This window comes from Methyloceanibacter sp., assembly GCF_050726195.1.
Lineage (GTDB): Bacteria > Pseudomonadota > Alphaproteobacteria > Rhizobiales > Methyloligellaceae > Methyloceanibacter.
Genome location: NZ_JBOHJC010000015.1, coordinates 70,587 through 97,513 on the forward strand (window position 1 = coordinate 70,587; position 26,927 = coordinate 97,513).

Below are 26,927 nucleotides of genomic sequence, written 5' to 3' on the forward strand. Positions count from 1 at the left end.
TCGCGTTCCGGCGACGGAACGTCCCGTTGGATTGAAACGAGGAGACGAACGATGCAACTTGGCATGATCGGCCTCGGCCGGATGGGCGCCAACATGGTCGTGCGGGCGATGAAGGCCGGTCACGACTGCCACGTCTACGACACGCACGCCGACGCGGTGAAGGCGCTGACCGACAAGGGCGCGAAAGGCAGCACGAAGCTTGCCGACTTCGTGAAGGGTCTGGCGAAACCCCGTGCCATTTGGATGATGGTGCCGGCCGGCGTGGTCGACGCTGTGCTCGCCGAGCTTGTGCCGCTACTGGAGCCAGGCGATATCGTCGTCGACGGCGGCAACTCCTACTATCACGATGATCTCCGCCGGGCCAAAGGCTTGAAAGCAAAGAACATTCACTATGTCGACGTCGGCGTGAGCGGCGGCGTGTGGGGGCTCGAGCGCGGCTACTGCATGATGATCGGCGGCGAGGACGACGTGGTGGCGCGGCTCGATCCGATCTTCAAGGCGCTGGCGCCAGGTGTCGCCGAGGCGCCGCGAACGCCGGGCGCTAGCGGCGCGCCGTCACCCGCCGAGAACGGCTATTTGCATTGCGGCCCGAACGGCGCCGGGCACTTCGTCAAGATGGTGCATAACGGCATCGAGTACGGGATCATGGCGGCTTACGCGGAGGGGCTGAACATCCTCAAGAATGGCAACGCCGGCAAGATGAAGCGCGCGACCGACGCGGAAACGACGCCGCTCAGGAATCCAGAACTCTATCAATACGAGATCGACCTCCCGGACGTCGCAGAGGTGTGGCGGCGCGGCAGCGTGATCGGTTCGTGGCTGCTCGATCTGACAGCGGCCGCGCTGCGCCATAGCCCCGACCTCGCCGAGTTCGAGGGCCGCGTGTCCGATTCCGGCGAGGGCCGCTGGACCTTGCAGGCGGCGATCGACGAAGGGGTCCCTGCTCCCGTGATCAGCTCGGCGCTGTTCACGCGCTTCTCCTCGCGCGGCGATGCGGAGTTCGCCGACAAGCTGATGTCGGCGATGCGGTTCGAGTTCGGCGGCCACCTCGAGAAGAAGGCGCCATGACGGAAGCCAATACCAACTCCGATGCGCTGGTGTTTTTCGGCGCGACCGGCGACCTCGCCTACAAGCAGATCTTCCCGGCGCTGTACGGGCTCGTCCGCGACGAGGGCCTGTCGACGCCGATCATCGGTGTCGCCAAGCAGGGCTGGGGCCTCGATCAGCTCAAGCAGCGCGCGGCGGACAGCGTCAAGGAGCACGGCGGCGACATAAACTCGGCTGCGTTCAAGAAGCTCTTGGGCCAATTGCGCTACGTCGACGGCGACTATAACGATCCCAAGGTGTTCGCGGAGCTGCGCAAGCAGCTCGGCGACGCGCAACGTCCCCTGCACTATCTCGCCATTCCTCCAGTCCTGTTCTCCGTGGTCGCCTCGCAACTCGCCAAGTCGGGTTGCGCGAAGAACGCGCGGCTCGTCGTCGAGAAGCCGTTCGGCCGCGATCGAGCGTCGGCGGACGCGCTGAGCCGCATCCTCGATGAGTATTTCTCCGAGGACGACATCTTCCGCATCGATCATTATCTCGGCAAGGAGCCGGTGCAGAACATCCTGTTCACGCGCTTCGCCAACGCGACGTTTGAGCCGATCTGGAACCGCAACTATGTGCGCAGCATCCAGATCACTATGGCCGAAAATTTCGGCGTGCAGGATCGCGGCGCGTTCTACGACGAGGCGGGCGCGATCCGCGACGTGCTGCAGAATCACATGCTCCAGATCCTGGCGTCACTGACCATGGACCCGCCGACGGGCCAGCAGCACGAGGCCATTCGCGACAGAAAGGCCAGTCTTCTCAAGGCAGTACGGACACTCACCACCAATGACGTCGTGCGCGGTCAGTATGACGGTTACGAGAACGTGCCTGGCGTGCACCCCGGCTCGACGGTGGAGACGTTCGCCGCCGCCAGACTCGAGATCGACAGCTGGCGCTGGGCCGGTGTGCCCATCTTCATCCGCACCGGCAAGTGCCTGCCGGTCAGCATCGCCGAGGCGGTGGTGCAGTTCAAGAAGCCGCCGCGCGAAGCGTTCGGCGAGATCGAGTCCGTCGGCTGCGGTCACGTGCGGTTCAGGATTCAGCCGGACGTGACGATTGCCTTGGGAACCCGCGTCAAGGTGCCGGGCGACCGTATGATCGGCGACGACGTCGAGCTGATCCTGACCCGGCAGCCCGGCGCCGACAAGCCGCCGTACCAGCGTCTGCTGGGGGACGCAATGCGCGGCATTGACGAGCTGTTCACGCGCGAGGACATCGTCGATGCCGAGTGGCGGATCGTCGACGACATCCTCGGCAACGTGACGCCGGTCTACCGGTACAAGCCCGGCACATGGGGGCCGGACGAAGCCATGCAGCTCATCGCCGGCGACGGGCCTTGGCTCAATCCCAAACCTGCGTAGACCGGCGATGGCGCAAGAGCTTGGCATCATCTTCCTATTCGACGTGGACGACACGCTGCTCGACAACGACCGCTTCAAGGGCGATCTCGGCCGCTACGTGCTGAGCACGTTCGGCAAGGAGGCGAACGATCGCTTATGGGCGATCTACGAGGAGGAGCGGGTCAAGCACGGCTATGCCGACTTCCTCGGCACGCTCGAGCGATTCCGCCTGGAGCACATCCACAACCAAGAAGTCCTGCGTCTTGCCACTTGGGTCGTGGACTATCCCTTTGCCGATTGCCTCTATCCCGATGCGCTCGCTGTGGTCCGGCATGTAAGCCAATGGGGCTTGCCGGTGATCCTCACCGACGGCGACGGCGTATTTCAGCCGCACAAGCTCGAGCGTTCGGGGCTGTATGGGGCATTCGGCGGCCACGTGCTCAATTACGTACACAAGGAAAACGAGCTCGACGCCGTGCAGCGCGCCTATCCGGCGCGGCATTACGTGCTGATCGACGACAAGCTCTCCCTTCTGAATGCAGTCAAGCGCGCGTGGGGCAATCGTGTGACCACCGTGTTTGCCAAGCAAGGCCACTACGCGAACGACGCACAAGCCGTCGCCAAGGAGGCGCCGGCGGACATTGCCATCGCGCATATCGCGGACCTCATGACCCACGATTTCTCGGCGCTCGCGCCGGCTTGATTAGGAGACATGCCGTGAAAGCAACGCAAGCGCTACACGCTCTCGGGCAAAGCCTGTGGCTAGACAACATCACCCGCGACTTGCTCGACAGCGGAACCCTGAAGAAATACATCGACGAATTGTCGGTCACGGGGCTCACGTCCAATCCCACGATCTTCGATAACGCGATCGCCAAGAGCGATAGCTACGACGACGAGATTCGCCGCCTGACCAAGGCCGGGCTCGCCGGCGAGGCGTTGTTCTTCGAGCTGGCGGTGCAGGACCTGTCGCGCGCGGCGGACCTGTTCTTGCCGATTCACCAGCGGACGGCCACGGTCGATGGCTTCGTGTCGCTCGAAGTGTCGCCGCTCCTCGCCTATGACGCCAAGGCGACGGTGGCCGAGGCGCGGAAACTGTACAAGAAGGCCGGAAAGCCGAACCTGTTCATCAAGATTCCCGGCACGAAGGAAGGCCTGCCGGCGATCGAGGAGGCGATCTTCTCCGGCATCACCGTCAACGTGACCCTGCTGTTCTCGGCCGAACACTGCGTGGCCGCAGCCGACGCATACATGAAGGGCTTGGAGCGGCGGATCGCGGCGGGTCTCGACCCGGGCGTGCGATCGGTGGCATCAATCTTTATTAGCCGCTGGGACAAGGCGGTGATGGGCAAGGTGCCGGAGGCCTTGCGCGACAAGCTTGGCATCGCCGTAGGACAGCGGGCCTATCGGGCCTATCGCGATCTGCTCGATTCGGACCGCTGGCAGCGGCTCGCTTCGCTGGGAGCGCGGGCGCAGCGCCTGCTGTTCGCCAGCACCAGCACCAAGGACCCGGCCGCGTCCGACACTCTATATATCGGCGCGCTCGCCGCGCCGAATACGGTCAACACCATGCCGGACGAGACGCTGCGCGCGTTCGCCGATCACGGCAAGGTTGGGGGAGTGTTGCCGCGGGACGGCGGCGATTGCGATGCCGTGCTTGCCGCCTACGAGAAGGCCGGCATCTCCATCGACGGGCTCGCCGCCGCGCTGCAAAAAGAGGGCGCCGCGTCGTTCGTGGCGTCATGGCAGGACCTTCTCAAGTCGATCGAGACCAAGACCAAGGCGCTGAACTAGGAGGTGCGGACATGGGGCGGCTGACCAACACCCCGGCATGGCAAGCGCTTGAGGCGCACCACGCAAAGATCAAGGATGCGGAGTTGCGGCAGCTGTTCGCCGATGACACGGGCCGCGCGGCGCGCTTCAGCGTCGAGGGCGCCGGCCTCTTCCTCGACTACTCCAAGAACCGCATCACCGCGGAGACCATGGGTCTCCTCGTCGACCTCGCCAAGGAGCGCAAGGTCGCTGAGCGCCGGGACGCCATGTTCCGCGGCGAGAAGATCAACGTGTCGGAGAACCGCGCCGTGCTGCACGTGGCGCTGCGTGCGCCGCGCGACGAGGTGATCGAGGTCGACGGCCACAATGTGGTGCCCGACGTGCACGCGGTACTCGACCGCATGGCGGCGTTCGCCGCCAAGGTGCGCGACGGGTCATGGACCGGGCATACCGGCAAGCGCATCAGGAACGTCATCAATATCGGCATCGGCGGATCCTATCTCGGGCCGGAGATGGCGTATCTCGCGCTCCGTCCCTTCTCGAAGCGTGACATGACGTTCCGCTTCGTATCCAACGTCGACGGCGCCTGCTTCGACGAGGCGACCCGCGACCTCGACACGGCGGAGACGCTGTTCATCGTCTCGTCGAAGACGTTCACCACGCTCGAGACCATGACCAACGCCGCGACCGCGCGGGCCTGGGCCGTGGAGAAGCTCGGCTCGGAGGCGGCGGTGGCCAAGCATTTCGTCGCCAACTCCACCAACACCGCGGGCGTCGAGAAGTTCGGCATCGATCCCGCCAACATGTTCGAGTTTTGGGACTGGGTGGGCGGCCGCTACTCGATGGATTCTGCGATCGGGCTATCCACCATGATCGCCATTGGGCCCGAGAATTTCCAGGCGATGCTCGATGGCTTCCACGACATGGACGAGCATTTCAAGACGGCGCCGCTGGAGCAGAACCTGCCGGTGCTGATGGGGCTGCTCACCGTCTGGTACAACAATTTCTTCGGGGCGCAGACGCTCGGCGTCATGCCCTATTCCGAGCACATGGCGCGCTTCCCCACCTACCTCCAGCAGCTTCAGATGGAGAGCAACGGCAAGCACGTCGACCTTGCAGCCGCCCATGTGAACTACCAGACCGGACCGATCATCTGGGGCGAGCCCGGCACCGACGGTCAGCACTCGTTCTATCAGCTGATCCACCAAGGCACGAAGCTGATCCCGTGCGACCTGATCGGTTTCCTCACGCCGCTCAGCCCGCTCACCGACCACCACGATCTGCTGATGGCCAATTTGTTCGCCCAGGCCGAGGCGCTCGCTTTCGGCAAGACCGCAGCCGAGCTCACCGCCGAAGGTTCGCCGCCGGCGCAGACGCCGTTCCGCGTCACCGAAGGCAACCGGCCGACCAACGTCATCCTCGCCGACAAGCTCGACCCGCGAACGCTTGGCGCGCTGGTCGCGCTCTACGAGCACAGCGTGTTCACCCAAGGCGCGGTGTGGGACATCGACTCGTTCGATCAATGGGGCGTGGAGCTCGGCAAGGTGCTCGCCGTGCGCATCATCCCGGAGCTGAAAGCCCAAGACCAGCCGAAGCTCAGCCACGACTCATCGACCAACGCGCTGATCGAGCGCTACCGCAAGCACAAGTTCTAACCGGGCCGCTCTTAGGCCGTCACAATCCAAGACGCCTCCTTGTCACAAATCTGTCTCTCACCTCAGGCAACCGAGTGACCTCGCGGCTTTTCGTGAATGCGAAGGGCCACGCGAGTGGGGTATTCTCGCTCGAGAACCGACGGGGGAAAGACCTTGAGGCAGAGAGTCGGCGCTGGTGCATTGGCGGCCATTGCAGCCACATTTGTGGCGATCGTTTCATGTGCGGTGGGCGCTTCGCCGCTCATGGACGGCCGCTCCCCGTCTGAGCCGATTTCCCCTCGAATCTCACTGTTCCATCAGGCTGTTATCTACGCCAAGGAAGGCAGCCGGAAGCTCATCGACGGGCGCTGGAATCTCAGCCAGAGCGAGGCCAAGCTCGGCATCAAACTTTCCGCCGACGCGAAGAAGCAACTGATGGCGTGCACCGGGGAGATCGTGTGCGAGAAGCCCGGGCGCACTGGCCGTTGGCGCCGGTACGACGAGCAGGAGCCGATTACGGCCACCGCGGTGAGCGTGCTCAGACCGGACTTGCTGGTGACCGCGCAGCACGTCTTCTTCGACGGCAAGAGAGCGGTGGTGTCTTTTGAGAGGTGTAGCTTCCGCAGCTATTTGCATCGACGCACCGCCATTCCAATCGTTGTCGAGAGAGATCAAAGGCGGGGATACGTTTTCAATAATGAGGATTTTGTCGTGCTTCGCCTCAAGCGCGAACTCAAGGACTGTAACGCGTTTGCGATCGACGATGCCGATTCGTCTCTGCCCGAAGGGGAACAGGTCCTCTCGGTTACCGCACACCAGCGCAATATCTTGAATAAGCTTTCGCGCCTGGAACCGGTGGTCGCGAAGGGAAAGGTAAGAAATGTCTTCAGCGGATTCTACGGGGGGCCGCCGTTCTACCACGCCGATATCGACCTCGACGAGGGAGGTTCGGGGGGCGCGATTTTCGCTCTGAGGGATGGACGCCCGCGATTTCCGCATGCCCAGCGCTCGCGTGTGGCTCCGGTTTCAAATGACGAAGGCCGCCTCGTCCTGAGGGGGATACTGGTGGCCTACGGACAGCAGGCGAAGAGCGGTCAGCCCTACAGCCAAGAGCGAAACTTTACGATCGTTATCGGCCTTCAGGCGGATTTCAGGGACCTAGTCAAAGGCAAAGCTCATATGTCCGCTGCTGTGGCGGCGGCGCCCTGTGTCTGTTCTCAAAGCGAGGCGGCCACGATCAATGTGATGTCGGACTCTGTTGCGGTGGCTCAGTCGGAGGCACTTTCCCCTTTGCTTCAGCAACACGCGTGCGGCCCCGATGCGACGCCCGACGGCGAAGCCGGCGAGGCCAACGCCAGTTGCACAAAGCTCGAGAAGGAATTGAAGGAACTGTCAAAGGCACTGAAGCTCGCCGCGTCGCGGAGAGGAAAAGAAAAGCAGCACTTCAGGCTGGAGAACGCCACGAGCTGTCCGATCTGCTTCACGTATAATCGCTGCAATGATTACGGATGTTGGGACGAGGCGGTGAGGCTAGACGGACACTCGACACATTTCGCCGGAACGGGAGAGCGGGCGCCCGTGATCAAAAACCCGCAATTCTGCAAGTCAGCCGATGTGGGGCCGCCGCTCCCGCCAAGGAAGCCTGAGCTGGCTCACATCACATCTCCAGCAACCGCTGCGGATTCATCACCGCCGCAAGACGACTTCTGTGAATATGCCGATGCGCCCGAGGTCAAGTTCATCGCCGCCAAAGCAAAGGCAGAGCGCGAGGGCGTGCACACGCTTACAAGCGAAGACATTCGCGGCTTAAGCCTGGAACAAATCAGGGAACTGCGCGGCTACTAAGGGAACCGCTAAGCCGCGGCAGCGCGGGCGCGCATGGCGGCCTTCCTGATGGCAGCGATGTTGTCGGCATAAGCGCTCGACTTGAACACCGCCGAGCCCGCCACGAGGATGTTGGCGCCGGCCTCGACGACGAGTGGCGCCGTCTCCGTGTTGATGCCGCCGTCCACCTCGATGTGAATCGGCCGGGAGCCGATCATCTTCCGAATCGCGCGGATCTTGTGCAGTTGCGCCGGGATGAAGGACTGACCGCCGAAACCCGGGTTCACCGTCATCACCAGGATGTGGTCCACCTTGTCGAGAACGTACGCGACGGCCGTTTCCGGCGTCGAGGGCGTGATGGCGACGCCCGCCTTCTTGCCGAGGCTCTTTATATACTGCAGCGACCGGTCGAGATGCGGGCCGGCCTCGGCATGGACCGTGATCATGTCGGAGCCCGCCTTGGCGAAGGGCTCGAGGTATGGATCGCATGGCGCGATCATCAAATGCACGTCGAAGGGCTTCTTGGAGTGCGGCCGGAGCGCCTGCACGACCTCGGGGCCAATGGTGATGTTGGGCACGAAATGGCCGTCCATGACATCGACGTGGATCCAGTCGCCGCCGGCCTTATCGACGGCGCGCACCTCCTCGCCGAGCTTGGCGAAGTCGGACGACAGGATCGACGGCGCGATGATGATCTCGTGGGCCATGGCGGTCTCGCTATCCCCAGAATATAGGCCGATGATTACTGGATTCCCGCACCCGCGGGAATGACAAGTGGTTACTTTTCCCCCTAGCATTCGCTCAAAGCGCACCCTGCCCAGGAGAGGCCCATGAAACCAGCGTTTGGGACGCTTCGCATCTGTGAGGACGCGGCAGCGCTGACGCGTGCCGGGGCGGACTATGTCTGCGCGCGTGCGGCGGCAAGCACGGGCCAGCCCATCATCGCGCTTTCGGGCGGGAACACGCCGAAGCCGCTTTACGAGCTTCTCGCCGAGGAGCCGCTCAGGTCCCGCCTGCCCTGGGACCGGGTCCAGTGGATTCTTGGCGACGAGCGCTTCGTTCCGCCCTCCGATCCGGCGAGCAATTTCGGCATGGCGCGGGCGGCGTTCCTGTCGCGGGTGCCGGTGCCGCCCGCCAACGTACACCCGGTCGAGACGGAGGGCGTGACGCTCGATGAGGCGGCGGAGCGCTACGAGGCCATGCTCAAGGGCCTATACGGCGCCGACACGCTCGATCCCGCGCGCCCGCTCCTCGAGCTCACCCTGCTCGGCCTCGGCGATGATGGACACACCGCCTCCCTCATTCCGGGACAGCCGGTACTCCAGGAAAAGACGCGCTGGGTGGCGCCGGTGCCGAAGGGCCGCGAGGAGGAGCGCATTACCCTCACTTACCCCGCGCTCAACTCGAGCGCCGTGGTCGCCTTTCTCGTCTCTGGCGATGCCAAGCGGGCGATCCTCGACAAGATCTTGTCGGGAGATGCGAATTTTCCGGCGGCGCACGTCAGGCCGGTGGGCGAGGTGATCTGGTTCGTCGACCGGGCGGCGGCGGGGCGCTGGGCTTGATCCGAAGCTGAGGCGGCCTTCGTCAGCGCGACGAAGACCGCAATTCGCCGGGAGTCCGATCTGCGTCTTAGAACTCGATCCCGCCCTGGAACTTGAGCGCGGTGTCGGACGTCACGTCGGTGAGACCGAATTGGACGCCGATATTGAAGACGAACTCCAACTCAGGAGGCCCGCCGATCTCATCGTCGTCGTCGTCTCCTTCGCCACCGATGTCGTCGTCCTCACCGCCAGGGTTATAGAACAGCGTCGGCCCGATGCTGTGCGCCTGATCATCGAAAGACCCGGCGTTCGAGAGATCCTCGATCTCGCCGAACATCTCGACACCGACACCCCAGCGGCTGGCGACCTTGTACTCGGCGCGCCAGCCATATTCGAAACCGAGGCCGTCGGTCTCGCGGTGGTCGCCGACTTGGCTGGTAAAGAACGTATTGGTCGTCAGCAGCAGGGGACCGCTCCCCAGTTCGACGATCGGACCGAACTCGATCTCGTCCGCTTCGCCGCCGCGGGTGGCAAACCCGTAGGCGCCGATAAACGCCAGACCTATACCGTTCCCCTCGCGCTCGATCAGCTCGTACTGGAGCTCGATTTCCACCGAACTCACGTCGAAGTCTTCATCGAGCGGCTCGTCGGCGCTGAGTGCAGTTGAGATCAACCACCGCTCGGTAATGCCGTATTGAAGTTCAATATCGTGGCTTTGCCGGACGAACTCGCCCTCTTCCTCCTCATCGAGTGCACCGCCCCCTTCGCCTTCTTCTTCGTCCTCCTCGGCCTCCTCACGCTCGGCCCCTGGGAATCCCCAGTGAACGGCGCCGCGATATTCGACCTCCGTCTCGCCCTTTTCGACCTCGGATTCCTGGATTTCGAACTCGGCCAGAGCCTGCTTGGGAGTCACGGTCGTCCCAAACAGTGTGCCGAGCATGATCGCTGGCAGTAATGCTGCCCAACGGCGCAAAGTCATGCCACCCCCCCGATTTTTTATCGTCCCCTGTGGTCAGAAGGTGCCATGGCTCGCCGAGTCAGACCAGCCCAATCGGCCAGCATTGGGCGGAAGCGAGAACGGGACAATCTGGCAATCAAATTGCCGACCAATACATGAATGATGCGCATCTATTTACTTGCAGCATTTTCACTTAATGCATCTTGCGGCTCCACCTAAACAAGCTCGAAGAGGAGAGCTCATGAGGGAAATTCGCAGGTCGCTCCACCAATCGTCGCGTCCGACACGGCTAAGCATTGGCTTCGCGGTTTTGGTCCTAGGTGCTAGCGCCGCCTTGGCCGAAGGTGGCAGCATCGCCATCGAACTGAACAAACTCGAATCTCAGGGGCAAGAGTGCCGGGCCTACTTCGTCATCGACAACAAGGACAGCAACACCTACGAAGCCCTGAAGCTCGACCTCGTGCTCTTCGGCCCAGACGGCATCATCAGCCAGAGATTCGCGGTCGATCTCGCTCCCCTCAAGGCCAACAAGCGCACCGTCAAGCTTTTCGACATCGCCGGCACGTCTTGCGACCAGGTCGGAAGCTTCCTGGTCAATGACGCGATGGAATGCAGGACCGAAGCCGGTGAGGTTGCCGACTGCCTGCAAGACATTGCCCTGTCCAGCCGGACCGACAACCAACTGACCAAGTAGGGACTTACGTTCGTGGAACAAGAAATTCCCGTGAGCACGCTCGCCGGACCGGACTATTCCGTCTGGGGCTTGGTCATGCAGGCCGACCCGGTGGTCAAAGGGGTAATGCTCATCCTCGTCCTGGCTTCGGTGGCGTGCTGGGCAATCATCTTCGAGAAGCTCGTTTCGATCAGCTGGCTTAACCGCTCCATTCGCCGGTTGGCCGTGACCAGAGACAGCCGAGAACGAGGCGGGCTGGTGAGCAAGGTGCTGGAGGCGGGCGAGCGCGAGGCGGACACTGATCTCGACGACACGCCGGCCGAGAAGCGCCAGCGCATCGAGGGCGCGATGCGTCTTACGCTTAAATCGCAATTGCAGCAGATCGAGACCGGCCTTCCGTTCCTCGCCACCATCGGCTCCGCCGCGCCCTTCATCGGTCTGTTCGGAACGGTATGGGGCATCGTCAACAGCTTCACCGCCATTGCCCAGCAGAAGGACACGAGCCTTGCCGTCGTGGCTCCAGGCATCGCCGAAGCCTTGATCGCGACGGCGCTCGGTCTCGCTGCCGCCATTCCGGCGGTCATGGCCTATAACCAGTTTGCCGTGGCGCTCGGCCGCGCCTATGCGCGGGGCAATAGCTCCATCATCGAGATCGCCCGTGAGTTCGTGGCGGAAGACGCTCGTGGGGATGGGCGGCGTCCGCGCGCCACCAATGTTGAGCCCATTCGCGCAGGGAAACACTCCTGATGACAATGTCTGTCGGCAATGGCAATGGCGGGGGAGACGAGGCCGAATACCGGCCGATCTCCGAGATCAACATCACGCCCATGGTCGACGTGATGCTCGTGCTGCTGATCATTTTCATGGTGACCGCGCCCCTCCTCGTCGCCGGCGTGCCGGTGGAACTGCCGAGCACGGCAGCCGCGCGCATCAGCCAGCCCAAGAAACCGGTGATCGTCTCCCTCGGGTCCGACGGCTCGATCTATGTCCGGGAGGATCAGGTCAACAGCGATAACCTGGTGCCCACGCTCACCGCGCTTCGCGCCGCCGAAGGCGAAACCGTGGTCTATGTCCGGGCCGACAAGAACCGCGCCTATGGCGAAGTCATGGATCTTCTCGGCCGCGTGGGACAGAGCGGCTACCCGCGCGTTTCCCTGCTGTCGCAGCCAAAGGCCAACGGGGGAGCTTCGGGGCAGAGCCAATAGGTCAACAGGCCACAAACCTCATGGCGCTCCGCATTGTCACATGGTTAGTCTCGCTCGGCATTCACGGCGCCTTCGCGCTGTTCATGCTGATGCCCGCCGGCGGCGCCGCGCTCGAGCAAGGCGCCGGCGATGACATCATGGTGGTCGAGCAAGGCCTCATTCTGGAGGGCTTCGCCAAGCTCGGCGAGGACGTGGTCACCGTCGAGGCGGTCGAAGCCCCGCCGGTGCAGATGGCGGCGGCACAGCCCTTGCCGGAAACCGTTAAGCCGATCGAGGAACTCCCCGTCGAGGAGATTCCGGAAGAGATAAAGCCGGCCGAGCCGCAAGTCGTCTCGTCGGATGCCGGTCCCGAGCAAGAGAACGTCAAGGAGATCGATCCCGAGGAAATGGAGGAACCCGATCTCGAAGAGATCAAGGAGCCCGAGCCGAAGCCTGAAGAAATCAAGGAGCTAGAGCCCGACGAGGTCGAGCAGCCGCTACCGCAGCAAGTCGCCACCGTTCCGCAAGAGAGCATCGCGGCGAGGCTCGAGAGTGCGGCAGAAGAGAAAAAGGGCGGCGACACCACTGCCCACCATGCCTATCTCGGCAAGCTGCGCACGCATCTCGAGCGCAGCAAAGTGAACCCTCGCACGAATTTAGTCGGCACCGCGATGGTGCGCCTGGTGGTCAACACCAGTGGCGAGCTGATCTCCCGTAGGATCGTAAAAAGCTCGGGGTCCAAGATTCTCGACGACGCGGCCATGGCCTCGATCGAAAGAGCCGCGCCCTTCCCGCCAATTCCGAACGAATTGAACCGGGAGACGTTCGAGGTTTCGGTGCCGTTCCGCTTCACCGTGCGCTGAATGCACACTGATCTCCGCTACGCTCGGCGGCTTGCGGGCATGCTGGGCCGGTCGAAAGCGCGTGCGACCTAGTCGGGCGTCCTGTCCTCCAGGAAATCGAGGTTCGGCCCCTGACCAACTTCGCGTGGTCGCATTCGATCGTTGGCGCGATAGACCACGCCGGCGCCGAACCGCTCGGCGAGCGTATCGATGGCCGCTTCCAGGTTGCGCTGCCGCGCCGAAGTACCGAACAGATTGAGTTGAACCCGATCCTCAACACCAGCAAGGTCGTAGGCGACCATGCCGACCAGGCGGAACGGTCCGGGCTCGTGGAACTCGGCGAGGAGATCGACGCCGACGGCATAAAGGCTGTCAGCGATGTCGGTCGGCTCACGAAGCCGGCGCTGCCGGGTCAAGAGCCGGAAGTCGGCGGTCTTGAGCTTGATGCCGACGCCAGAGGCCACGTAGCGCTTCTGCCTGAGACGCCGGCCGATCACGTCGGCCGAGCGGCGGAGACAGAGCTCTATCTCCGCTTTGCCGCGTACATCCTTGTCGAGCGTGCGCTCGGACCCGATACTCTTGGAACCGCGCCTGCCGACAACCTCGCGAGGGTCCTCCGCGTAGGCGAGCGCATGGAAGTGAAGGCCGGCGTTGCCGAGCCTTGCGGCAAGGAATTGCGGGTCGGCACACGCGACGTCCCCGATCGTCTTGAGGCCTAGCTGGTGAAGGCGCAACTCCGTCTTGGGCCCGACGCCCCATAGCCATGAGACGGGAAGCGGCGCGAGCCAGGCTTTCGCGCTCTCCGGCGGTACCACTGTCAGTCCGTTGGGCTTGCGCCATGCGCTGGCAACCTTGGCGACATATTTCGTCGTTGACAGGCCGACCGACGCGGTCAAGCCGCCGGTCGCCTCCCGCACCGCCTCCTTGAGGCGGCGCCCCATCGACTGCGGGTCGCCAAAGAGCTGCTCCGCGCCGGTCATATCGAGGAACGCTTCGTCGAGGCTGATCGCCTCGACCTCGGGTGAGAAGCCGGCAAACACGCCCATGATGGTCCTGGACACCTCCTGGTAGCGGTCGAAGCGGGGCGGAACGATCACCGCGTCGGGGCACAGGCGCCGCGCCTTGGCCATGGGCATTGCGCTGCCGACGCCGTAGGGCCGCGCCTCGTAGCTCGCGGTGAGCACGACGCCACGGCCGCTGCGCGGTCCGACCAGCACCGGTCGTCCGCGCAAGGCGGGATCGTCGAGCTGCTCGATCGCCGCATAGAAGGCATCCATGTCGGCGTGAGCGACAATGCGGGGCCAAGCTCGCTCCGGGCGAATCATCGCAAGGAGGAGTCTAGACGAACGTCAGGCCCTTGGGGGAGCGGCGGGGATGGCCGGGCGTTACACCAGCAGCTATCTTGGCCGATCCAACGGCTGGCGCGCCGTGGCGATCCTGGCTGACACCGGCCAAGCTTCACTCGTCGGACGCATCCCCGGCTTGATTATGGACTGGCTCGCCCGCGGGAACCAACACGGGGCAGCCCCTCCGCTCATGAAGGCGCTGGATCAGGGCTGCGGGACCATTGTGGCCCAAAGCGGGCCCGCTCCGGAAATTGGTATTGACTAGCCGCAGCAATCCGAGGGAGCCTTGAGTTAGGCTGCGGGTAGCGGCCGCGGCGCCGCCGGTCGTTGGCAATATGCGCCAGTAGTCTCGGAGCGCCGAACCTCGAGTAGGGGGTCGGGAACATGTTTATTCGGTTGGCCACCGCACTGACGGCGGCGTCGATTATTGCTCTGGGCGCACCAGCCCTCGCAGAAGACTCAAAGGAACCCATCAAGCTCACGCTTCACGACTGGACCGGCCAGCTGATCACCACGCAGCTGATGGGTGAGGCGTTGAAGGCCAAGGGTATCAATGTCGAATATGTGCCAGCTGACTACCTCGCCCAGTTCGCCGGGCTGAAGACTGGCGATCTGCACGTGGCCATGGAGATGTGGGAAACCACCGGCCGCGAGGCGATGGATGAGGCAACGGCGACCGGGCAGGTCGAAAATCTCGGCGAGACAGGCATGCTCGCCATCGAGGAGTGGTGGTATCCCGAGTATATGAAAGAGAAGTGTCCGGGCTTGCCCAACTGGGAAGCCTTGAAGGAATGTGCCGAGCAATTCTCGACGGCCGAAACCAAGCCCAAGGGCCGTTATCTCGGCGGGCCCGTGACCTGGGGCGGCTTCGATGACGAGCGCGTCGAGGCGCTTGGGCTTCCCTTCGAAGTGGTTCATGCGGGAACGGACGCAGCCCTGTTCGCCGAGCTCGAATCCGCCTATCAGCGCAAAGCCCCCATCATCCAATGGGTCTACGCGCCGCATTGGGCGCCGATAAAGTACAAGGGCGAGTGGATCGAGTTCCCGAAATACGAGCCCGACTGCTACAAGGATCCGGCGTGGGGCATCAACAAGGAGGCCGCCTATGACTGCGGCAAGCCGCGCGGTCCGATCTGGAAAGTGTCCTGGTCGGGTGTGAAGGACAAATGGCCGAGCGCCTACGAGGCTATAAAGAAGTTCAACATCTCCAATGACGAGATGGGCGCGCTGATCACCAAGGTCGATCTGGAGGGCCAGTCGGTCGAGGAAGTCGTGGCCGAATGGATGAAAAATAACGAGGCCAAATGGAAGGGCTGGATCGGCCAGTGATTTCCGAGCGACTCGATTAGGGCCATTGCAGCCTGCTACAATTCAGCAGGCTGCAGCCCAATCCTGCGGGTGCAAGGGGGCTCCTCGATCCGTGACTGACGTCGCTCTTGCTTGCCGCAATGTGTGGAAGCTCTACGGGCCGGACCCCAAGGGCTTCCTTACAAGGCGGGGAGTGCGCCCGAGCGACGCCGACATTAAAGGCGCCGGTTATGTCGCGGCTGTCGCCGATGCGACGCTCTCCGTCGCGCGCGGGGAAATCTTCGTCATCATGGGCTTGTCAGGCTCAGGCAAGTCGACTTTGGTACGCTGCCTCGCACGCCTGATAGAGCCCTCGACCGGCGAGGTTATGTTCGCGGGACGCGACCTGCTCAAGGCTTCGCCAAAGGAGCTGATCGAGCTCAGACGCCATAAGATGGGCATGGTGTTTCAGCATTTCGCCCTCCTGCCGCATCTGACCGTGCTCGACAATGTGGCCTTCCCGTTGGAAGTCCAGGGCGTGTCGCGCAAGGACCGCGAGGCGCGTGCGCGCGAAATGACCGCGCTCGTCGGACTCGAGGGGCGCGAGCTAAATCTGCCGGAAGAGCTGTCCGGCGGTCAACAGCAACGCGTCGGTATCGCCCGTTCGCTCGCCACGGATCCCGACATTTGGTTCCTCGACGAGCCGTTCTCGGCGCTCGATCCCCTCATCAGGCGCGAAATGCAGAATGAATTCATGCGTCTCCAGTCCGTCCTGCACAAAACTATCGTGTTCATCACCCACGACTTCGACGAAGCGATCAGGCTCGCAGACCGCATCGCCATCATGCGTGACGGGCGCATCGTGCAGATCGGTACGCCAGAGGAACTGGTGCTGTCACCCGCGGACGACTACGTCGCCGAGTTCACGCGCGAAGCGCCGCGCGCCAAGATCCTTTCGGCCCGCGCCATCGCCCGGGCCAAGCGGAACGGCGAGGCTATCGTCGGCAACATTCCTGCCGACAGCAAGGTCGAGCAATTCGCCAGGAAGGTCGAGGACTCGGACGGCGCGCTCGCCGTGCATGATGCAGACGGTAAGCTTGTCGGCGTGGTCGATCGCGCCGCCGTCATGTCGGTGCTAATCGGCACCACGGAGGCTTCATGACGGCGGCTACCGCAGTAGGCGACCGCTCGCCTGCCAGAAAAATTTCGGCGGCGACCGCGATCTGGATCGGCTTCGCCGCACTGGCGATGGTCTCATTCGCTTTGCCCGACGGAACGATCCCCGCGTGGATGCGAGAGGTCCCGCCGCAATGGCGGCTCGGATTGGACACGGCCATCTCCAATTCCATGAAGTGGCTGGTGAACGACGCCACGTTCGGCCTATTCACCTTCCGTGAGGCGACGCGCGCTATCAGCGACCTGCTCGACGCGCCGCTCACGGCGGCCACCGCCATCTTCTCCACGGGACTTCTTCGCGGCAGCGGCTCGACGGCCGTGCAGCTTGCTCCGCCGCTGCCCTGGATCGCGGTCGTCGGCATTGCCGCGGCCCTCGGCTACCGGTTCGGAGGAGCCCGCCTCGCTTTGCTCGCAGCAGGCGCGTTTCTGTATCTCGCCGTGTTCGGCCAATGGGCAAGCGCGATGACGACGCTCGCCGCAATCGCGATCGCCGTGCCGCTTGGAGTCGCCGGTGGCATGCTGTTCGGCATCCTCGGCTTCAGCGTTCCACTGGCGCGGCGGGTCATGGAGCCGATCCTTGACGTCATGCAGACGGTGCCCATCTTTGCCTATCTCATTCCGATCCTGTTTCTGTTCGGCTTCGGGCCCGTGTCGGCGCTGATCGCCACCATGATCTATGCCATGCCGCCGATGGTGCGGGTGACCATGACGGCGCTCGAAGCCGTCCCGCGCGAGATCGTGGAATACGGCACCATGGCCGGCACGACGCGGCGGCAGATGCTGTTCAAAGTCATGCTCCCTGCCGCGCGGCCGCAGCTTCTCGTCGGCGTCAACCAGGTCATCATGCTCTCGCTCAACATGGTGATCATCGCCTCGATGATCGGCGCGGGCGGACTCGGCTACGACGTGCTCACCTCGCTCAGGCGGCTCGACATCGGGCGCGGGTTCGAGGCGGGCATCGCCATCGTGGTGCTCGCCATCGCGCTCGACCGATTGAGCCAAGCCTATGCCTCGCGGCGGCGAACCGCGCGGAGCGACGGCCGGGGCTTCGCACTGGGTCTTCTGGGTTTCACGCTCGCCATCTATATGCTCGGGCTCTTCGTCCCGGCGATCGCGACCTATCCGCAGTCGCTCGAAGTCTCGACCGCGCCATGGTGGGGCGAGGCGGTCAGATGGTTCAACATCAATTTCTTCGACGCCATGGACGCGATCAAAAGCGCGCTCCTGCTCAACGTGCTCATCCCGGTCAAACGGTTCATGGTGGCGCAGACCTGGCTCCTCGTTACGGCGGCGTTAGCCTTCGCCGGCTGGCGCCTTGGCGGGACGCGCCTTGCTCTTCTGGCCGGCGGCCTCTCGCTGTTCATCGCGCTCAACGGACTGTGGGAGAAGGCGATGGTGAGCGTCTATCTGGTCGGCATCTCGGTCATCGTCGCCTCGGCCATAGGCATCCCGCTCGGCATCTGGGGCGGCCTGTCCTCCCGCGCTTGGCGCGTGATTGAGGCCGTCATCGACACCCTGCAGACCCTGCCGAGTTTCGTCTATCTCATACCGGTCGTCATGCTGTTCAGGGTCGGCGACTTCACCGCCATGATCGCCATCGTGCTCTACGCGTTGGCGCCGGCGGTGCGCTACACGGCGCACGGCATTCGCGGCGTGCAGCCGACGCTGGTCGAGGCCGGCACGGCGGCCGGCTGCACGCCAAGTCAGCTCCTGACCAAGATCCGTCTGCCGCTTGCTACCCCCATCATCCTGCTCGGCGTCAACCAAACGGTGATGCTCGCCCTCTCCATGCTCGTCATCACCGCGCTCGTCGGCACGCGCGATCTCGGCCAGGAGGTCTATATCGCCCTGACCAAAGCCGACGTCGGGCGCGGCCTCGTCGCCGGGCTCTGTGTCGCCGCCATCGCCATCATCGCCGACAGGTTGATCCAGACGGCTGCGCGCCGCCTTGCCGCCCAACGAGGAGAGCGCACGCGTGAGCCTTGAGACGTCCGAAGATCGCCTGGTGGAGCGCATCGCCGAACTGACGATCTGGTTCGGGCGCGTGGCCCCCGTGCCTCTTGCCGGAGGCATCACCAATCGGAATTTCACGGTCGAGGATCGCGGCCGGCGCCTCGTGGTGCGGGTCGGCAGCGACATTCCTGTCCATGGAATCGTGCGCGCCAACGAGGTGGCCGCGAGCCGCGCTGCGTACCTCGCCGGCTTGAGCCCCGAAGTGGTGCATGCGGAACCGGGCATTCTCGTGCTCGATTTCATCGAGGGACGCACTTTCGCGCCAGAAGACGTGCGCGCCCCGGCCAACCTCGAGCGCCTCGTCGACGTCGTGCGGCGCTGTCACCGCGACATTCCGCAATACCTGCGCGGGCCTGCGGCAATGTTCTGGGTGTTCCACGTCGTGCGCGACTACGGCCACACCTTGCGCGAAGGGGGCAGCCGGCACGTTCCCATTCTCGCCGATCTTCTCGCGCGAGCCGCGAAACTTGAAGCTGCAATCGGGCCGATCGATGTCGTGTTCGGCCATAACGATCTACTCGCGGCGAACTTCATCGACGACGGCAAGAGGCTGTGGCTGGTCGATTGGGAGTACGCCGGATTCAACTCGCCGCTGTTCGACCTTGGCGGCCTAGCCTCGAATAGCGAACTTCCGCCGGCGCAGGCGGAACAAGCCTTGACCTTGTATTTCGGCAAGCCCGTCGACGATCAGTTGCGGCTCCGCGCCGCGGCCATGACGGCGGCGTCGCTGTTGCGCGAGACCATGTGGAGCATGGTGTCCGAGATCCACTCGACCGTCGACTTCGACTATGCAGCCTACACGGCGGAGAACCTGAGACGCTTCGAAGCGGCTTACGCGACCTATCAAGCCATGGAGAGTGCATGAGCGAGGTGCCGTCTTCGGCGAAGATCGTCGTTATCGGCGGTGGCATCGTCGGCTGCTCGGTGGCCTATCATCTCGGCAAGATGGGGCTCACCGACGTCATCCTACTCGAGCGCGGCAAGCTCACCTGCGGCTCGACTTGGCACGCGGCGGGGCTCGTCGGGCAGCTGCGCACCAGCGCCAATATCACCCAACTGCTCGGTTACTCCGTCGCACTCTACGACAAGCTCGAGCAAGAGACAGGCCTCGCCACCGGCTGGAAGCGTAACGGCGGCTTGCGGCTCGCTTGCAATCCCGAGCGCTGGACCGAGGTGAAGCGGCAGGCGACCACCGCCACGTCCTTCGGGCTCGAAATGCATCTCCTCACGCCAAAGGAAGCCCAGGATCTGTGGCCGCTGATGCAGGTCGACGACGTGGTGGGCGCTGCCTTCCTGCCGACCGACGGGCAGGCCTCCCCGTCGGACATCACCATGTCGCTCGCCAAGGGCGCGCGCATGGCGGGTGTCACCATCGCCGAGGACGTGACCGTGACGGGGATCGAGGTGGAAGCGGGGCGCGTGCGCGCCGTGGTCACCGATCGGGGGCGCATCGCTTGCGACAAGGTCGCGATCTGCGCCGGCCAGTGGTCGCGCGAGCTTGGCCGCATGGCCGGCGTCAACATCCCCCTCGTGTCGGTACAGCATCAATATCTGATCACCGAGTCGATCGAAGGGGTGACCCCCACCCTGCCAACCTTGCGCGATCCCGACCGCCTCACCTATTGGAAGGAAGAGGTGGGCGGGCTGGTGATGGGCGGCTACGAGCCCAATCCCATGCCGTGGGCCACCGAGGGATTGCCGGAGAATTTCGAGTTCCAACTGCTCGACAGCGACCTCGACCACTTCGAGCCCCTGCTCGAGTTGGCGATTGGCCGTGTGCCGGCCATGGAAACGGCCGGCATCAAGGAGTTCTTCAATGGTCCTGAGAGCTTCACCCCAGACGGCAATTTCATCCTCGGGGAAGCCCCGGAGGTGCGCGGCATCTTCGTCGGCGCCGGCTTCAACGCGTTCGGCATCGCCTCGGGCGGAGGCGCCGGCATGGTGCTCGCCGAATGGATCGCCAAGGGCGAGCCGCCCTACGATTTGTGGCCGGTCGATATTCGCCGATTCGGCAGGAACCATCTCGATACGAACTGGGTGCGCACGCGCACGCTCGAGGCTTACGCCAAGCACTACACGATGGCCTGGCCATTCGAAGAATATCGCTCGGGCCGGCCGCTCCGCCGCTCGCCGCTCTACGACAAACTCAAGGCGCAAGGCGCCTCGTTCGGCGAGAAGCTCGGCTGGGAACGGCCGAACTGGTTCGCCGATCTCGCCGCGGGGGAAAGGCCCGAGGACATTTACAGCTACGAGCGGCAGAACTGGTTCGACGCCGTCGGGCGCGAGCACAGTGCAGCCCGCGAGCGGGTCGCCGTGTTCGATCAGACGTCGTTCGCCAAGTTCCTCCTCGCCGGTCGCGATGCGCAAGAGGCGCTGTCATGGATCGCGGCCAATGACGTGACGCGGCCGCCGGGTCATCTCACCTATACGCAGATGCTGAACGCGCGCGGCGGCATCGAATGCGACCTGACGGTCGGCAGGTTGTCCGAGACCGAACATTACATCGTGACCGGCACGGGCTTCGCCACGCACGATTTCGACTGGATCTCGCGCTCGATCCCCGACGGAGTCGATGCGCGGCTCATCGACGTCACCTCGTCGAACGCCGTGCTGTCGGTGATGGGACCCCGCTCCTGCGACGTCGTCCAAGCCCTGACCGAGCATGACATGTCCAACGCCGCCTTCCCGTTCGGCAGGATCAAGCGGATCACCGTCGCCGGGGCGCCTGTGCTCGCGCTCCGCGTCACCTATGTCGGCGAGCTCGGCTGGGAGCTGCACATTCCCGTGGAGTTCGCCGCCAGCCTCTACGACGCGCTCATGGAAGCCGGCAAGCCGCATGGCATCGCCAACGCCGGCTACCGCGCCATCGAGTCGCTGCGGCTGGAGAAGGGTTACCGCGCTTGGGGCGCGGATATCGGTCCGGACCACTCGCCGCTGGTTGCCGGTCTCGGCTGGGCGGTGAAGCTGAAATCGGGCACGCCGTTTCAGGGGCGCGCGGCGCTCGAAGCTCAGGCCGCAAAGCTACTACCGCGCCTGCTTGCCGGGTTCACCACCGATCCTTCGATCGTACTCCTGGGGCGCGAGACCATCTATCGCGACGGCAAGCGCGTGGGTTGGCTGACCAGCGGCGGCTATGGGTACACGGTCGGCCGCTCGATCGGCTACGGCTATGTGCGCGACCCGGAGCATGGAGTGGACCGCGACAAGGTGCTGTCCGGACGCTATGAGCTGGAGGTCGCCACGGAGCGCGTGCCAGCGGAGGTCTTTCTCGATCCCCTCTACGACCCGACGATGTCGCGCATCAAGTGTTGAGGGGCAACGTCAACCGACTAGGTGGCTGTGCTGAGAGGCTGAGGCGAACATGTCTTGGAAGCCCAAATTTCCCTGATTATCGGGAAAATGCAGGGGAATTTCCCTCGAAAAAGGAAATCCCCTCAAACGGCCTTGAAAAACAATCAGTTCGGCCATCCTCAATAAGGCACCTCAAAGGCTGGGCTCGCGTTGGAGGGGATTCAAGTCGTTCGTGAGGAAGTTGCGCACTTCTTCCGCAAACCTGTCGGGCGTGTCGTGCGGAATCCAATGCGATGCATTCTCTACGCGCACGAGACACGCGTTGGGAATCTCCCGCGCCAGCCTCTCACCGTCTTGGATCGTCTGCCAGGGATCGTGAACGCCCCACAGGCAAAGCGTCGGTGCCCGGATCTCGCCGTGCCTTTCCACGAGCATAGTCGTGTGATTGGTGTTGAGGGCGCTGGCATTGCGGATGATGGATATCTTGCCTTCCTCGTCGCTGTAAGGCGCCACGATGCCGGCCTCGAACTCTTGCGTCAGCCGGTCCCGGTTGAAGAGACCATCCGGCAACCCCGAGGCCAGGAAATCCGCGACTTCTTTCGGGGTCTTGCTGCGCCAATTCGGATTTCCCAACGCGATCATGTCGTCGATCGGCCACGAGTCGTAAGCGACCACATTGGTGAGCACAAGGCGGCGGACCCGCTCCGGATGGTGAATGGCCATGATCAACGAGACGCCGCCCCCCGTGTCGTGGCCCACAAAATCCGCGCGCTCAATGCCGAGATGGTCCATCAGGCGGATGATCATGGCTGTCTGAGCGAGCAGCGAGCGGTCGAAAAAGTCTCGCCTGTCCGAATAGCCGTGGCCAAGAAAGTCTGGAGCGATAACCCGAAAGCTATGGGCGAGCGTTGGGATCACCTCATTGTAAAGGAATGACCAGGTGGGAATCCCATGCAACAGAATAACCGGCTTGCCCTGGCCGAGATCGGTCCATGCCACGCGCAACGGCTTGTAGCTCAGGCCGTCGACTTCCGCCGTCTTCTGTCTCTGTCTAAAGGCCTCGTGTGTCAGCGGTGGCGCTGTACCGACATTCTTCATGACGTCACCAAATCACCGGACTGGCTTCAGTACTGGCGCGATTTCTCCGACACTTCCTGGTACCAGCGGCGGCGCGTCCCGACCTTGGCCCGCATCTTCCAACCCAACGTTTTCGGCGCCTCGTCCAATACTTTCAAGAGCTCCTCGATGCGGCTTCGCACGGTCCCTTGGTCTTGGACGCCCAGGGACGGAAACTCAGTGAGAAACTCCGGGACGCGTTTCAGATTGGTGGTGACCGTATGGTAGAAGCCCCAATCCTGTCGCATGATGTCAACGATGTAGTTGGTGTCGATCGATTTCGGCCCCGGCTGTTCATGCGACAGAGGGTGCTCGAGCATGAGCACTACGGTGTCCTTGAAGTCCTTCAGGTTGATCTCGACGATCTGCATCTTTTCGAGAAGTAGGTCAGTCGTGCAGATGGTCGGGCTGTCCAGGTCGAGCCGCCCTTTGAAGGGGATGCGGTGACAAAAATAGAGCTCGTCAGCGAAGACATCGACATTTAGGCCCGTATCCTTGTGCAGATAGGCGTGTCGCGCGCCCTCTGAGGCTACGTAGACCCCGTCGTCGGGAACGTAGCCACGGGCCGTCAGGAACTCGCGGATCGCCCGGTTCTGCTTCTTCTCAGCCCCGAAATCCACGTCGGTAAGCACGCGCTTCATGTCCTCGAAGAGGTTTAGGTGGTTGGGACATTGCAAGCGATAAGCGATCGATCCCAGGATGCGCAGGCGTATGCCCTGCTTCTCGGCGTCGCGCACAAGTCTCAACGCCTCGTCGACAAATTCCAGGTTTAGGCCTGGATCAGTAGGCATCTCATTCACCTATGCCTCCTCGCACTATGAGCGGATTGAAGCACATATGGCTCTCTCTATGACCCTAGATCGTCTGCACGAGCGGTCGCGCCTGGGGGTAGACAAAGCGCGACCGCCCGACCAAATGCCGGAGGGCGCGCGCTTCCCAACCCGCCCGCTCTGCCGGCTGCGGCGACGAAGATCATTCGATCGGAATCTCCTTGAATGCCAAGGTCACGTCGACGCCTTGCGACCGCCTGATCAACTTCATCACGTAGTAGAACGCGAGCCCGATCAGAAACACGCCGCCGACGATGGCCACTTGCGTTGGATCGTGGCCTGCCGCGTTCGGATCTGAGAACAGCGTCCAGAAGTAGAACTGCGCGGCGATGAAGCCAAGGAAGCAGGCCACGGTCATTATCGGCAATCCAAACACCGTTTTGTTAGCGATCGGCGATTTTTCGTATAGCTCCGGACGGAGGTACGGGAAGAAGATTCCCGCGGCAAGGACCACCGACCACGCCAGCACTGCCGCCTCGATGAGGATCACGATCCTTGAGAACCACGGTGTGAACACGAACAGCGCCATGAAGATCAGATTGACTACAGTGGTCGTTGTAATCGCGATGATCGGGGTATGATACTTCTCCGAGATGGTCGCAAGCGGCGCGGGGGCCACCCGGTCGAATGACCAGGCCACCACGGCGCGTACGCCGAAAGTGTGCATCGCCGGAATCCACATCCACATCCACAGCGCCAGCCCCAGCGAGGTAAGCACTGTAATCAGTGGCGACCCCGTGAGAATCCCGGTCAGCAGCGCAATGGAGGGGTCGGTCGGGGTCGTCAGACCTCCTTCTCCGCTCAGTGTGTTGAAGACCGCCGTGCCGAGGAACTCGAAACCGAACACCTTGTACGCCAGCCACACCGTGATGACGAAGGCTACGGTCGCGGTGAATACCGCTCCCAACATGCCGATGGTCTGCGACTGCCTGACTGACTTGATCTCACCTCCAATTGCAATGGAGAAGGCAGCGCCGATCAATGGGAGAAACGGCCAATTCGACACCAAGATCGTCTGCCAAAGGTCGAACCCGGCTTCCCCCCAGCCCTTTTCCTTGCCGCTGGCGATGATCGCGTTATAGGCGTCCGGCACACCAAGTGACGGTCCGACCAACGCGTTGAGGTTAGTCACGAACTCCTCACGCGTATACATGGCGAGCGTCACGATGAGGAGGATCGTGCTCGCCATTGCCAGGAGGAAAACCCACTTGTTGAGCGTAAGATAGAAGCGCATACCAAAAGACAGAACGACCTGAGAGATGAGAAGAATAACGGCCCCGATCAGGAACGTTGCCCACGGCTCCAGCATCGTCGTCGAGATTGTGAGAAATGTCTCGTTGCCCGTCAGTAGGCTGAGCCCGGCGAACATTGGCGCCAGTGCCAGGATGACGATCCAATACGCGGCAATCGCGCAGTAGAAGAGCCAGGCGGTGATCTCGACCAAGCTCATCGTCAAGGCCAACGCCGGCGGCAGGATTCTCGAGCCGAACACGTAAATTCCGCCCGAACGCGGCAGAGTTACCGTCCAAGTGATGAACCCGAAGGAAATTAGCGCCATGGCGACGCCGGCGATGATGCATCCCCAGACGAGATCGCCTTGCGGGTAGAAGGCCGGGCCGTAATACAGCATCGAGCCCACACCGAGACCGATGCTCACGACGCCCAAGTTGTAGATGAACGTATCCGTGCCGCTTGCCGTCCTGATCAGCCCGGACGCCTTGCGTAAGAATATTCGCTTGTCACCCCCGACATCAGTAACGGACATTTTTCCCCTCCCTGGTTTGGACGTTCCGTTTCTGAGGCGCTCTCTCTCACCCCTGTGTAAGACTCGCTTGGGTGATCTCGCCTTGCTGCAGGGTGATGACTGCACCCTGTAGGATTCCCTCGGGGTAGACGCTCCCCGGATTAACGCAGACGGTCTTGCCGATATTGATCCTGGCGCGTCCTTCGTGAACATGACCGTGAAGGCCGAGAAGCGGCTGATGCTGCTTGATGACGTCAACCAAGGCCTTGCACCCCGCGTGTGTCTGGGCCGGGAGCCCCATTTCGTAGACCACCTGCAGGTTGCCATCGAGCTTCGGACAGGTATCGAGCGCCGTCCCAAACGGCGGGACGTGCACGTTAAAAATGCACCGGCTCATATCGGCGACCTGCGGAAGGAGCTCGGCGAAGCGAGAAATGAACTGCTCTTCCGAGTATTCGCGCTCCGTGTCCCAAGGCGTCGGCGTCGAGCCGCCGCAATAGAGCATTTGATACCCACCCTTGAACTCGCAGACCTGCATCTCGTGAAAATCGAAATGAGGCGCCTGAGAAAGGATGTCGTCTATCTCATGGAAATCGTCGTTACCCGGCAGCGCGACGAGGGGGATGTCGGTGCCTTTGAGCTTTGCCGCCGCGAACTCGGCCCATTCGCGGACGCGTTCGAGCACAAGCCTCTTGAATAGTGCGGCCTGTCCGATCGCGTCGCTTTTCAGAGCCTGATACTCGGACTCCGACATAACCACCGGATAGAAGCCGATATTGCCCTGGCGCTTCACGAAGTCGTCAAGCGCGGCCTTGTCCTTTATATGCACCGCCTCGCCGTGCTGAAGCGCAAGGAAGGTGCCGTCCTGCTGCTCCGCGATTGGAATAACCGCTTTGCCGGTCAGATCACCGCCGAGAACGAGTACATCGGCGCCATAGAATTTGGCGCCGTTGACGAACTTCTTGAAACAAACATTCGAGCCGTGGAGGTCGGAGGCGAAGAAGATCTTCACCTCTCCGTTGGCAGCTTTGTCTTTTTTCCGCCAAAACGCCACGACGCTCCTCCCCAGGGGCTCAAAATTTCGTCAAGTAATTGTCGATCTCCCACTGCGAGATGGAGTTGTGGTAGGACCACCACTCGCTTCTTTTCAATTCGACGTACGCGTCATAGAGCTCCTCGCCCATCACGCTGCGCCCGAGGTCATCCTCCTCGAAGGCCTTGATCGCCTCCAACAACGTCCGCGGGAGCTGCTGGATGCCGCGCTCG

The 26,927-nt window shown here is 62.9% G+C and carries 24 protein-coding genes and 1 pseudogene; 17 read left to right on the forward strand and 8 right to left on the reverse strand.

From position 1 onward, the window contains the following. Positions 1–51: 51 nt before the first annotated feature. The 6 genes from gnd to ACRECX_RS11610 all read left to right on the forward strand — a co-directional run bounded on the left by gnd (position 52) and on the right by ACRECX_RS11610 (position 7,681). Positions 52–1,068 (forward strand): phosphogluconate dehydrogenase (NAD(+)-dependent, decarboxylating), encoded by a 1,017-nt coding sequence (gene gnd / locus ACRECX_RS11585; RefSeq protein ID WP_431558996.1) that lies wholly within the window; start codon positions 52–54, stop codon positions 1,066–1,068. Continuing rightward, positions 1,065–2,450, forward strand: a complete 1,386-nt coding sequence (gene zwf / locus ACRECX_RS11590; RefSeq protein WP_431558997.1) for a glucose-6-phosphate dehydrogenase — start codon at positions 1,065–1,067, stop codon at positions 2,448–2,450. The genes gnd and zwf overlap by 4 nt, the downstream gene beginning before the upstream one ends. A 7-nt stretch (positions 2,451–2,457) precedes the next feature. Beyond that, positions 2,458–3,132, forward strand: a complete 675-nt coding sequence (locus ACRECX_RS11595) for an HAD family hydrolase (protein WP_431558998.1) — start codon at positions 2,458–2,460, stop codon at positions 3,130–3,132. Between the two features lie 14 nt (positions 3,133–3,146). Further along, on the forward strand, positions 3,147–4,223 hold the full coding sequence (gene tal / locus ACRECX_RS11600) for a transaldolase (RefSeq protein WP_431558999.1): 1,077 nt from the start codon (positions 3,147–3,149) through the stop codon (positions 4,221–4,223). A gap of 11 nt (positions 4,224–4,234) precedes the next feature. Continuing rightward, complete coding sequence (gene pgi, locus ACRECX_RS11605) at positions 4,235–5,857, forward strand: glucose-6-phosphate isomerase (protein ID WP_431559000.1); 1,623 nt, start codon at positions 4,235–4,237, stop codon at positions 5,855–5,857. 180 nt (positions 5,858–6,037) lie between these two features. Beyond that, complete coding sequence (locus tag ACRECX_RS11610; protein WP_431559001.1) at positions 6,038–7,681, forward strand: S1 family peptidase; 1,644 nt, start codon at positions 6,038–6,040, stop codon at positions 7,679–7,681. Between the two features lie 8 nt (positions 7,682–7,689). Here ACRECX_RS11610 and rpe read toward each other — a convergent pair whose 3' ends face one another. Further along, entirely contained in the window at positions 7,690–8,367 is a 678-nt protein-coding gene (gene rpe / locus ACRECX_RS11615) for a ribulose-phosphate 3-epimerase (protein ID WP_431559002.1), read from the reverse strand. A 123-nt stretch (positions 8,368–8,490) separates the two neighbouring features. Between rpe and pgl the strand changes: the two genes are divergently transcribed. Next, positions 8,491–9,222: a 6-phosphogluconolactonase gene (gene pgl, locus ACRECX_RS11620; protein WP_431559003.1), complete on the forward strand. Its 732-nt coding sequence runs from the start codon at positions 8,491–8,493 to the stop codon at positions 9,220–9,222. A 67-nt stretch (positions 9,223–9,289) separates the two neighbouring features. On the opposite strand, the gene ACRECX_RS11625 is transcribed toward pgl, so the two are convergent. Next, positions 9,290–10,180: a hypothetical protein gene (locus ACRECX_RS11625; protein ID WP_431559004.1), complete on the reverse strand. Its 891-nt coding sequence runs from the start codon at positions 10,178–10,180 to the stop codon at positions 9,290–9,292. 313 nt (positions 10,181–10,493) lie between these two features. Here ACRECX_RS11625 and ACRECX_RS11630 point away from each other — a divergent pair, with 313 nt between their 5' ends. The 4 genes from ACRECX_RS11630 to ACRECX_RS11645 are packed head-to-tail and all read left to right on the forward strand — an operon-like array spanning position 10,494 to position 12,879. Next, positions 10,494–10,853, forward strand: coding sequence for a hypothetical protein (locus ACRECX_RS11630; RefSeq protein WP_431559005.1), 360 nt, complete (start codon positions 10,494–10,496; stop codon positions 10,851–10,853). A gap of 30 nt (positions 10,854–10,883) precedes the next feature. Next, on the forward strand, positions 10,884–11,579 hold the full coding sequence (locus ACRECX_RS11635) for a MotA/TolQ/ExbB proton channel family protein (RefSeq protein ID WP_431559006.1): 696 nt from the start codon (positions 10,884–10,886) through the stop codon (positions 11,577–11,579). Then, positions 11,579–12,037 (forward strand): ExbD/TolR family protein, encoded by a 459-nt coding sequence (locus ACRECX_RS11640; protein ID WP_431559007.1) that lies wholly within the window; start codon positions 11,579–11,581, stop codon positions 12,035–12,037. Before ACRECX_RS11635 ends, ACRECX_RS11640 begins: the two co-directional genes overlap by 1 nt. Positions 12,038–12,057: 20 nt before the next feature. After that, a complete protein-coding gene (locus tag ACRECX_RS11645; RefSeq protein ID WP_431559008.1) occupies positions 12,058–12,879 on the forward strand; it encodes a TonB family protein in 822 nt (273 codons plus the stop codon). A gap of 68 nt (positions 12,880–12,947) precedes the next feature. Here the strand turns inward: ACRECX_RS11645 and dinB are convergent, their stop codons facing one another. Continuing rightward, the gene (gene dinB / locus ACRECX_RS11650; RefSeq protein ID WP_431559009.1) at positions 12,948–14,183 is read right to left on the reverse strand and encodes a DNA polymerase IV; all 1,236 of its coding nucleotides are present in this window, start codon (positions 14,181–14,183) and stop codon (positions 12,948–12,950) included. A 49-nt stretch (positions 14,184–14,232) separates the two neighbouring features. On the opposite strand from dinB, the gene ACRECX_RS11655 reads away from it, so the two are divergent. The 6 genes from ACRECX_RS11655 to ACRECX_RS11680 all read left to right on the forward strand — a co-directional run bounded on the left by ACRECX_RS11655 (position 14,233) and on the right by ACRECX_RS11680 (position 21,992). After that, entirely contained in the window at positions 14,233–14,469 is a 237-nt protein-coding gene (locus tag ACRECX_RS11655) for a hypothetical protein (RefSeq protein ID WP_431559010.1), read from the forward strand. Positions 14,470–14,588: 119 nt separating this feature from the next. Next, the gene (locus ACRECX_RS11660; protein WP_431559011.1) at positions 14,589–15,533 is read left to right on the forward strand and encodes an ABC transporter substrate-binding protein; all 945 of its coding nucleotides are present in this window, start codon (positions 14,589–14,591) and stop codon (positions 15,531–15,533) included. 91 nt (positions 15,534–15,624) lie between these two features. Further along, positions 15,625–16,653 (forward strand): quaternary amine ABC transporter ATP-binding protein, encoded by a 1,029-nt coding sequence (locus ACRECX_RS11665; RefSeq protein ID WP_431559012.1) that lies wholly within the window; start codon positions 15,625–15,627, stop codon positions 16,651–16,653. After that, positions 16,650–18,653 (forward strand): ABC transporter permease, encoded by a 2,004-nt coding sequence (locus ACRECX_RS11670; protein ID WP_431559013.1) that lies wholly within the window; start codon positions 16,650–16,652, stop codon positions 18,651–18,653. The genes ACRECX_RS11665 and ACRECX_RS11670 overlap by 4 nt, the downstream gene beginning before the upstream one ends. Continuing rightward, positions 18,643–19,545: a phosphotransferase gene (locus ACRECX_RS11675; RefSeq protein WP_431559014.1), complete on the forward strand. Its 903-nt coding sequence runs from the start codon at positions 18,643–18,645 to the stop codon at positions 19,543–19,545. Before ACRECX_RS11670 ends, ACRECX_RS11675 begins: the two co-directional genes overlap by 11 nt. Next, the gene (locus ACRECX_RS11680) at positions 19,542–21,992 is read left to right on the forward strand and encodes a GcvT family protein (protein ID WP_431559015.1); all 2,451 of its coding nucleotides are present in this window, start codon (positions 19,542–19,544) and stop codon (positions 21,990–21,992) included. Before ACRECX_RS11675 ends, ACRECX_RS11680 begins: the two co-directional genes overlap by 4 nt. Before the next feature lie 171 nt (positions 21,993–22,163). On the opposite strand, the gene ACRECX_RS11685 is transcribed toward ACRECX_RS11680, so the two are convergent. From ACRECX_RS11685 to ACRECX_RS11705, 5 genes and pseudogenes are all read right to left on the reverse strand, one after another. Continuing rightward, positions 22,164–23,069: an alpha/beta fold hydrolase gene (locus tag ACRECX_RS11685; protein ID WP_431559016.1), complete on the reverse strand. Its 906-nt coding sequence runs from the start codon at positions 23,067–23,069 to the stop codon at positions 22,164–22,166. Between the two features lie 26 nt (positions 23,070–23,095). Beyond that, on the reverse strand, positions 23,096–23,878 hold the full coding sequence (locus ACRECX_RS11690; protein WP_431559017.1) for a hypothetical protein: 783 nt from the start codon (positions 23,876–23,878) through the stop codon (positions 23,096–23,098). Positions 23,879–24,059: 181 nt separating this feature from the next. Next, positions 24,060–25,682: an amino acid permease gene (locus tag ACRECX_RS11695; RefSeq protein WP_431559018.1), complete on the reverse strand. Its 1,623-nt coding sequence runs from the start codon at positions 25,680–25,682 to the stop codon at positions 24,060–24,062. A gap of 46 nt (positions 25,683–25,728) precedes the next feature. Next, positions 25,729–26,715 carry a metallophosphoesterase family protein gene (locus ACRECX_RS11700; RefSeq protein WP_431559019.1) on the reverse strand — a complete coding sequence of 329 codons (987 nt, stop codon included), beginning with the start codon at positions 26,713–26,715 and terminating at the stop codon, positions 25,729–25,731. 19 nt (positions 26,716–26,734) lie between these two features. Continuing rightward, positions 26,735–26,927: pseudogene (locus ACRECX_RS11705) on the reverse strand (type III glutamate--ammonia ligase); the annotation flags it as partial.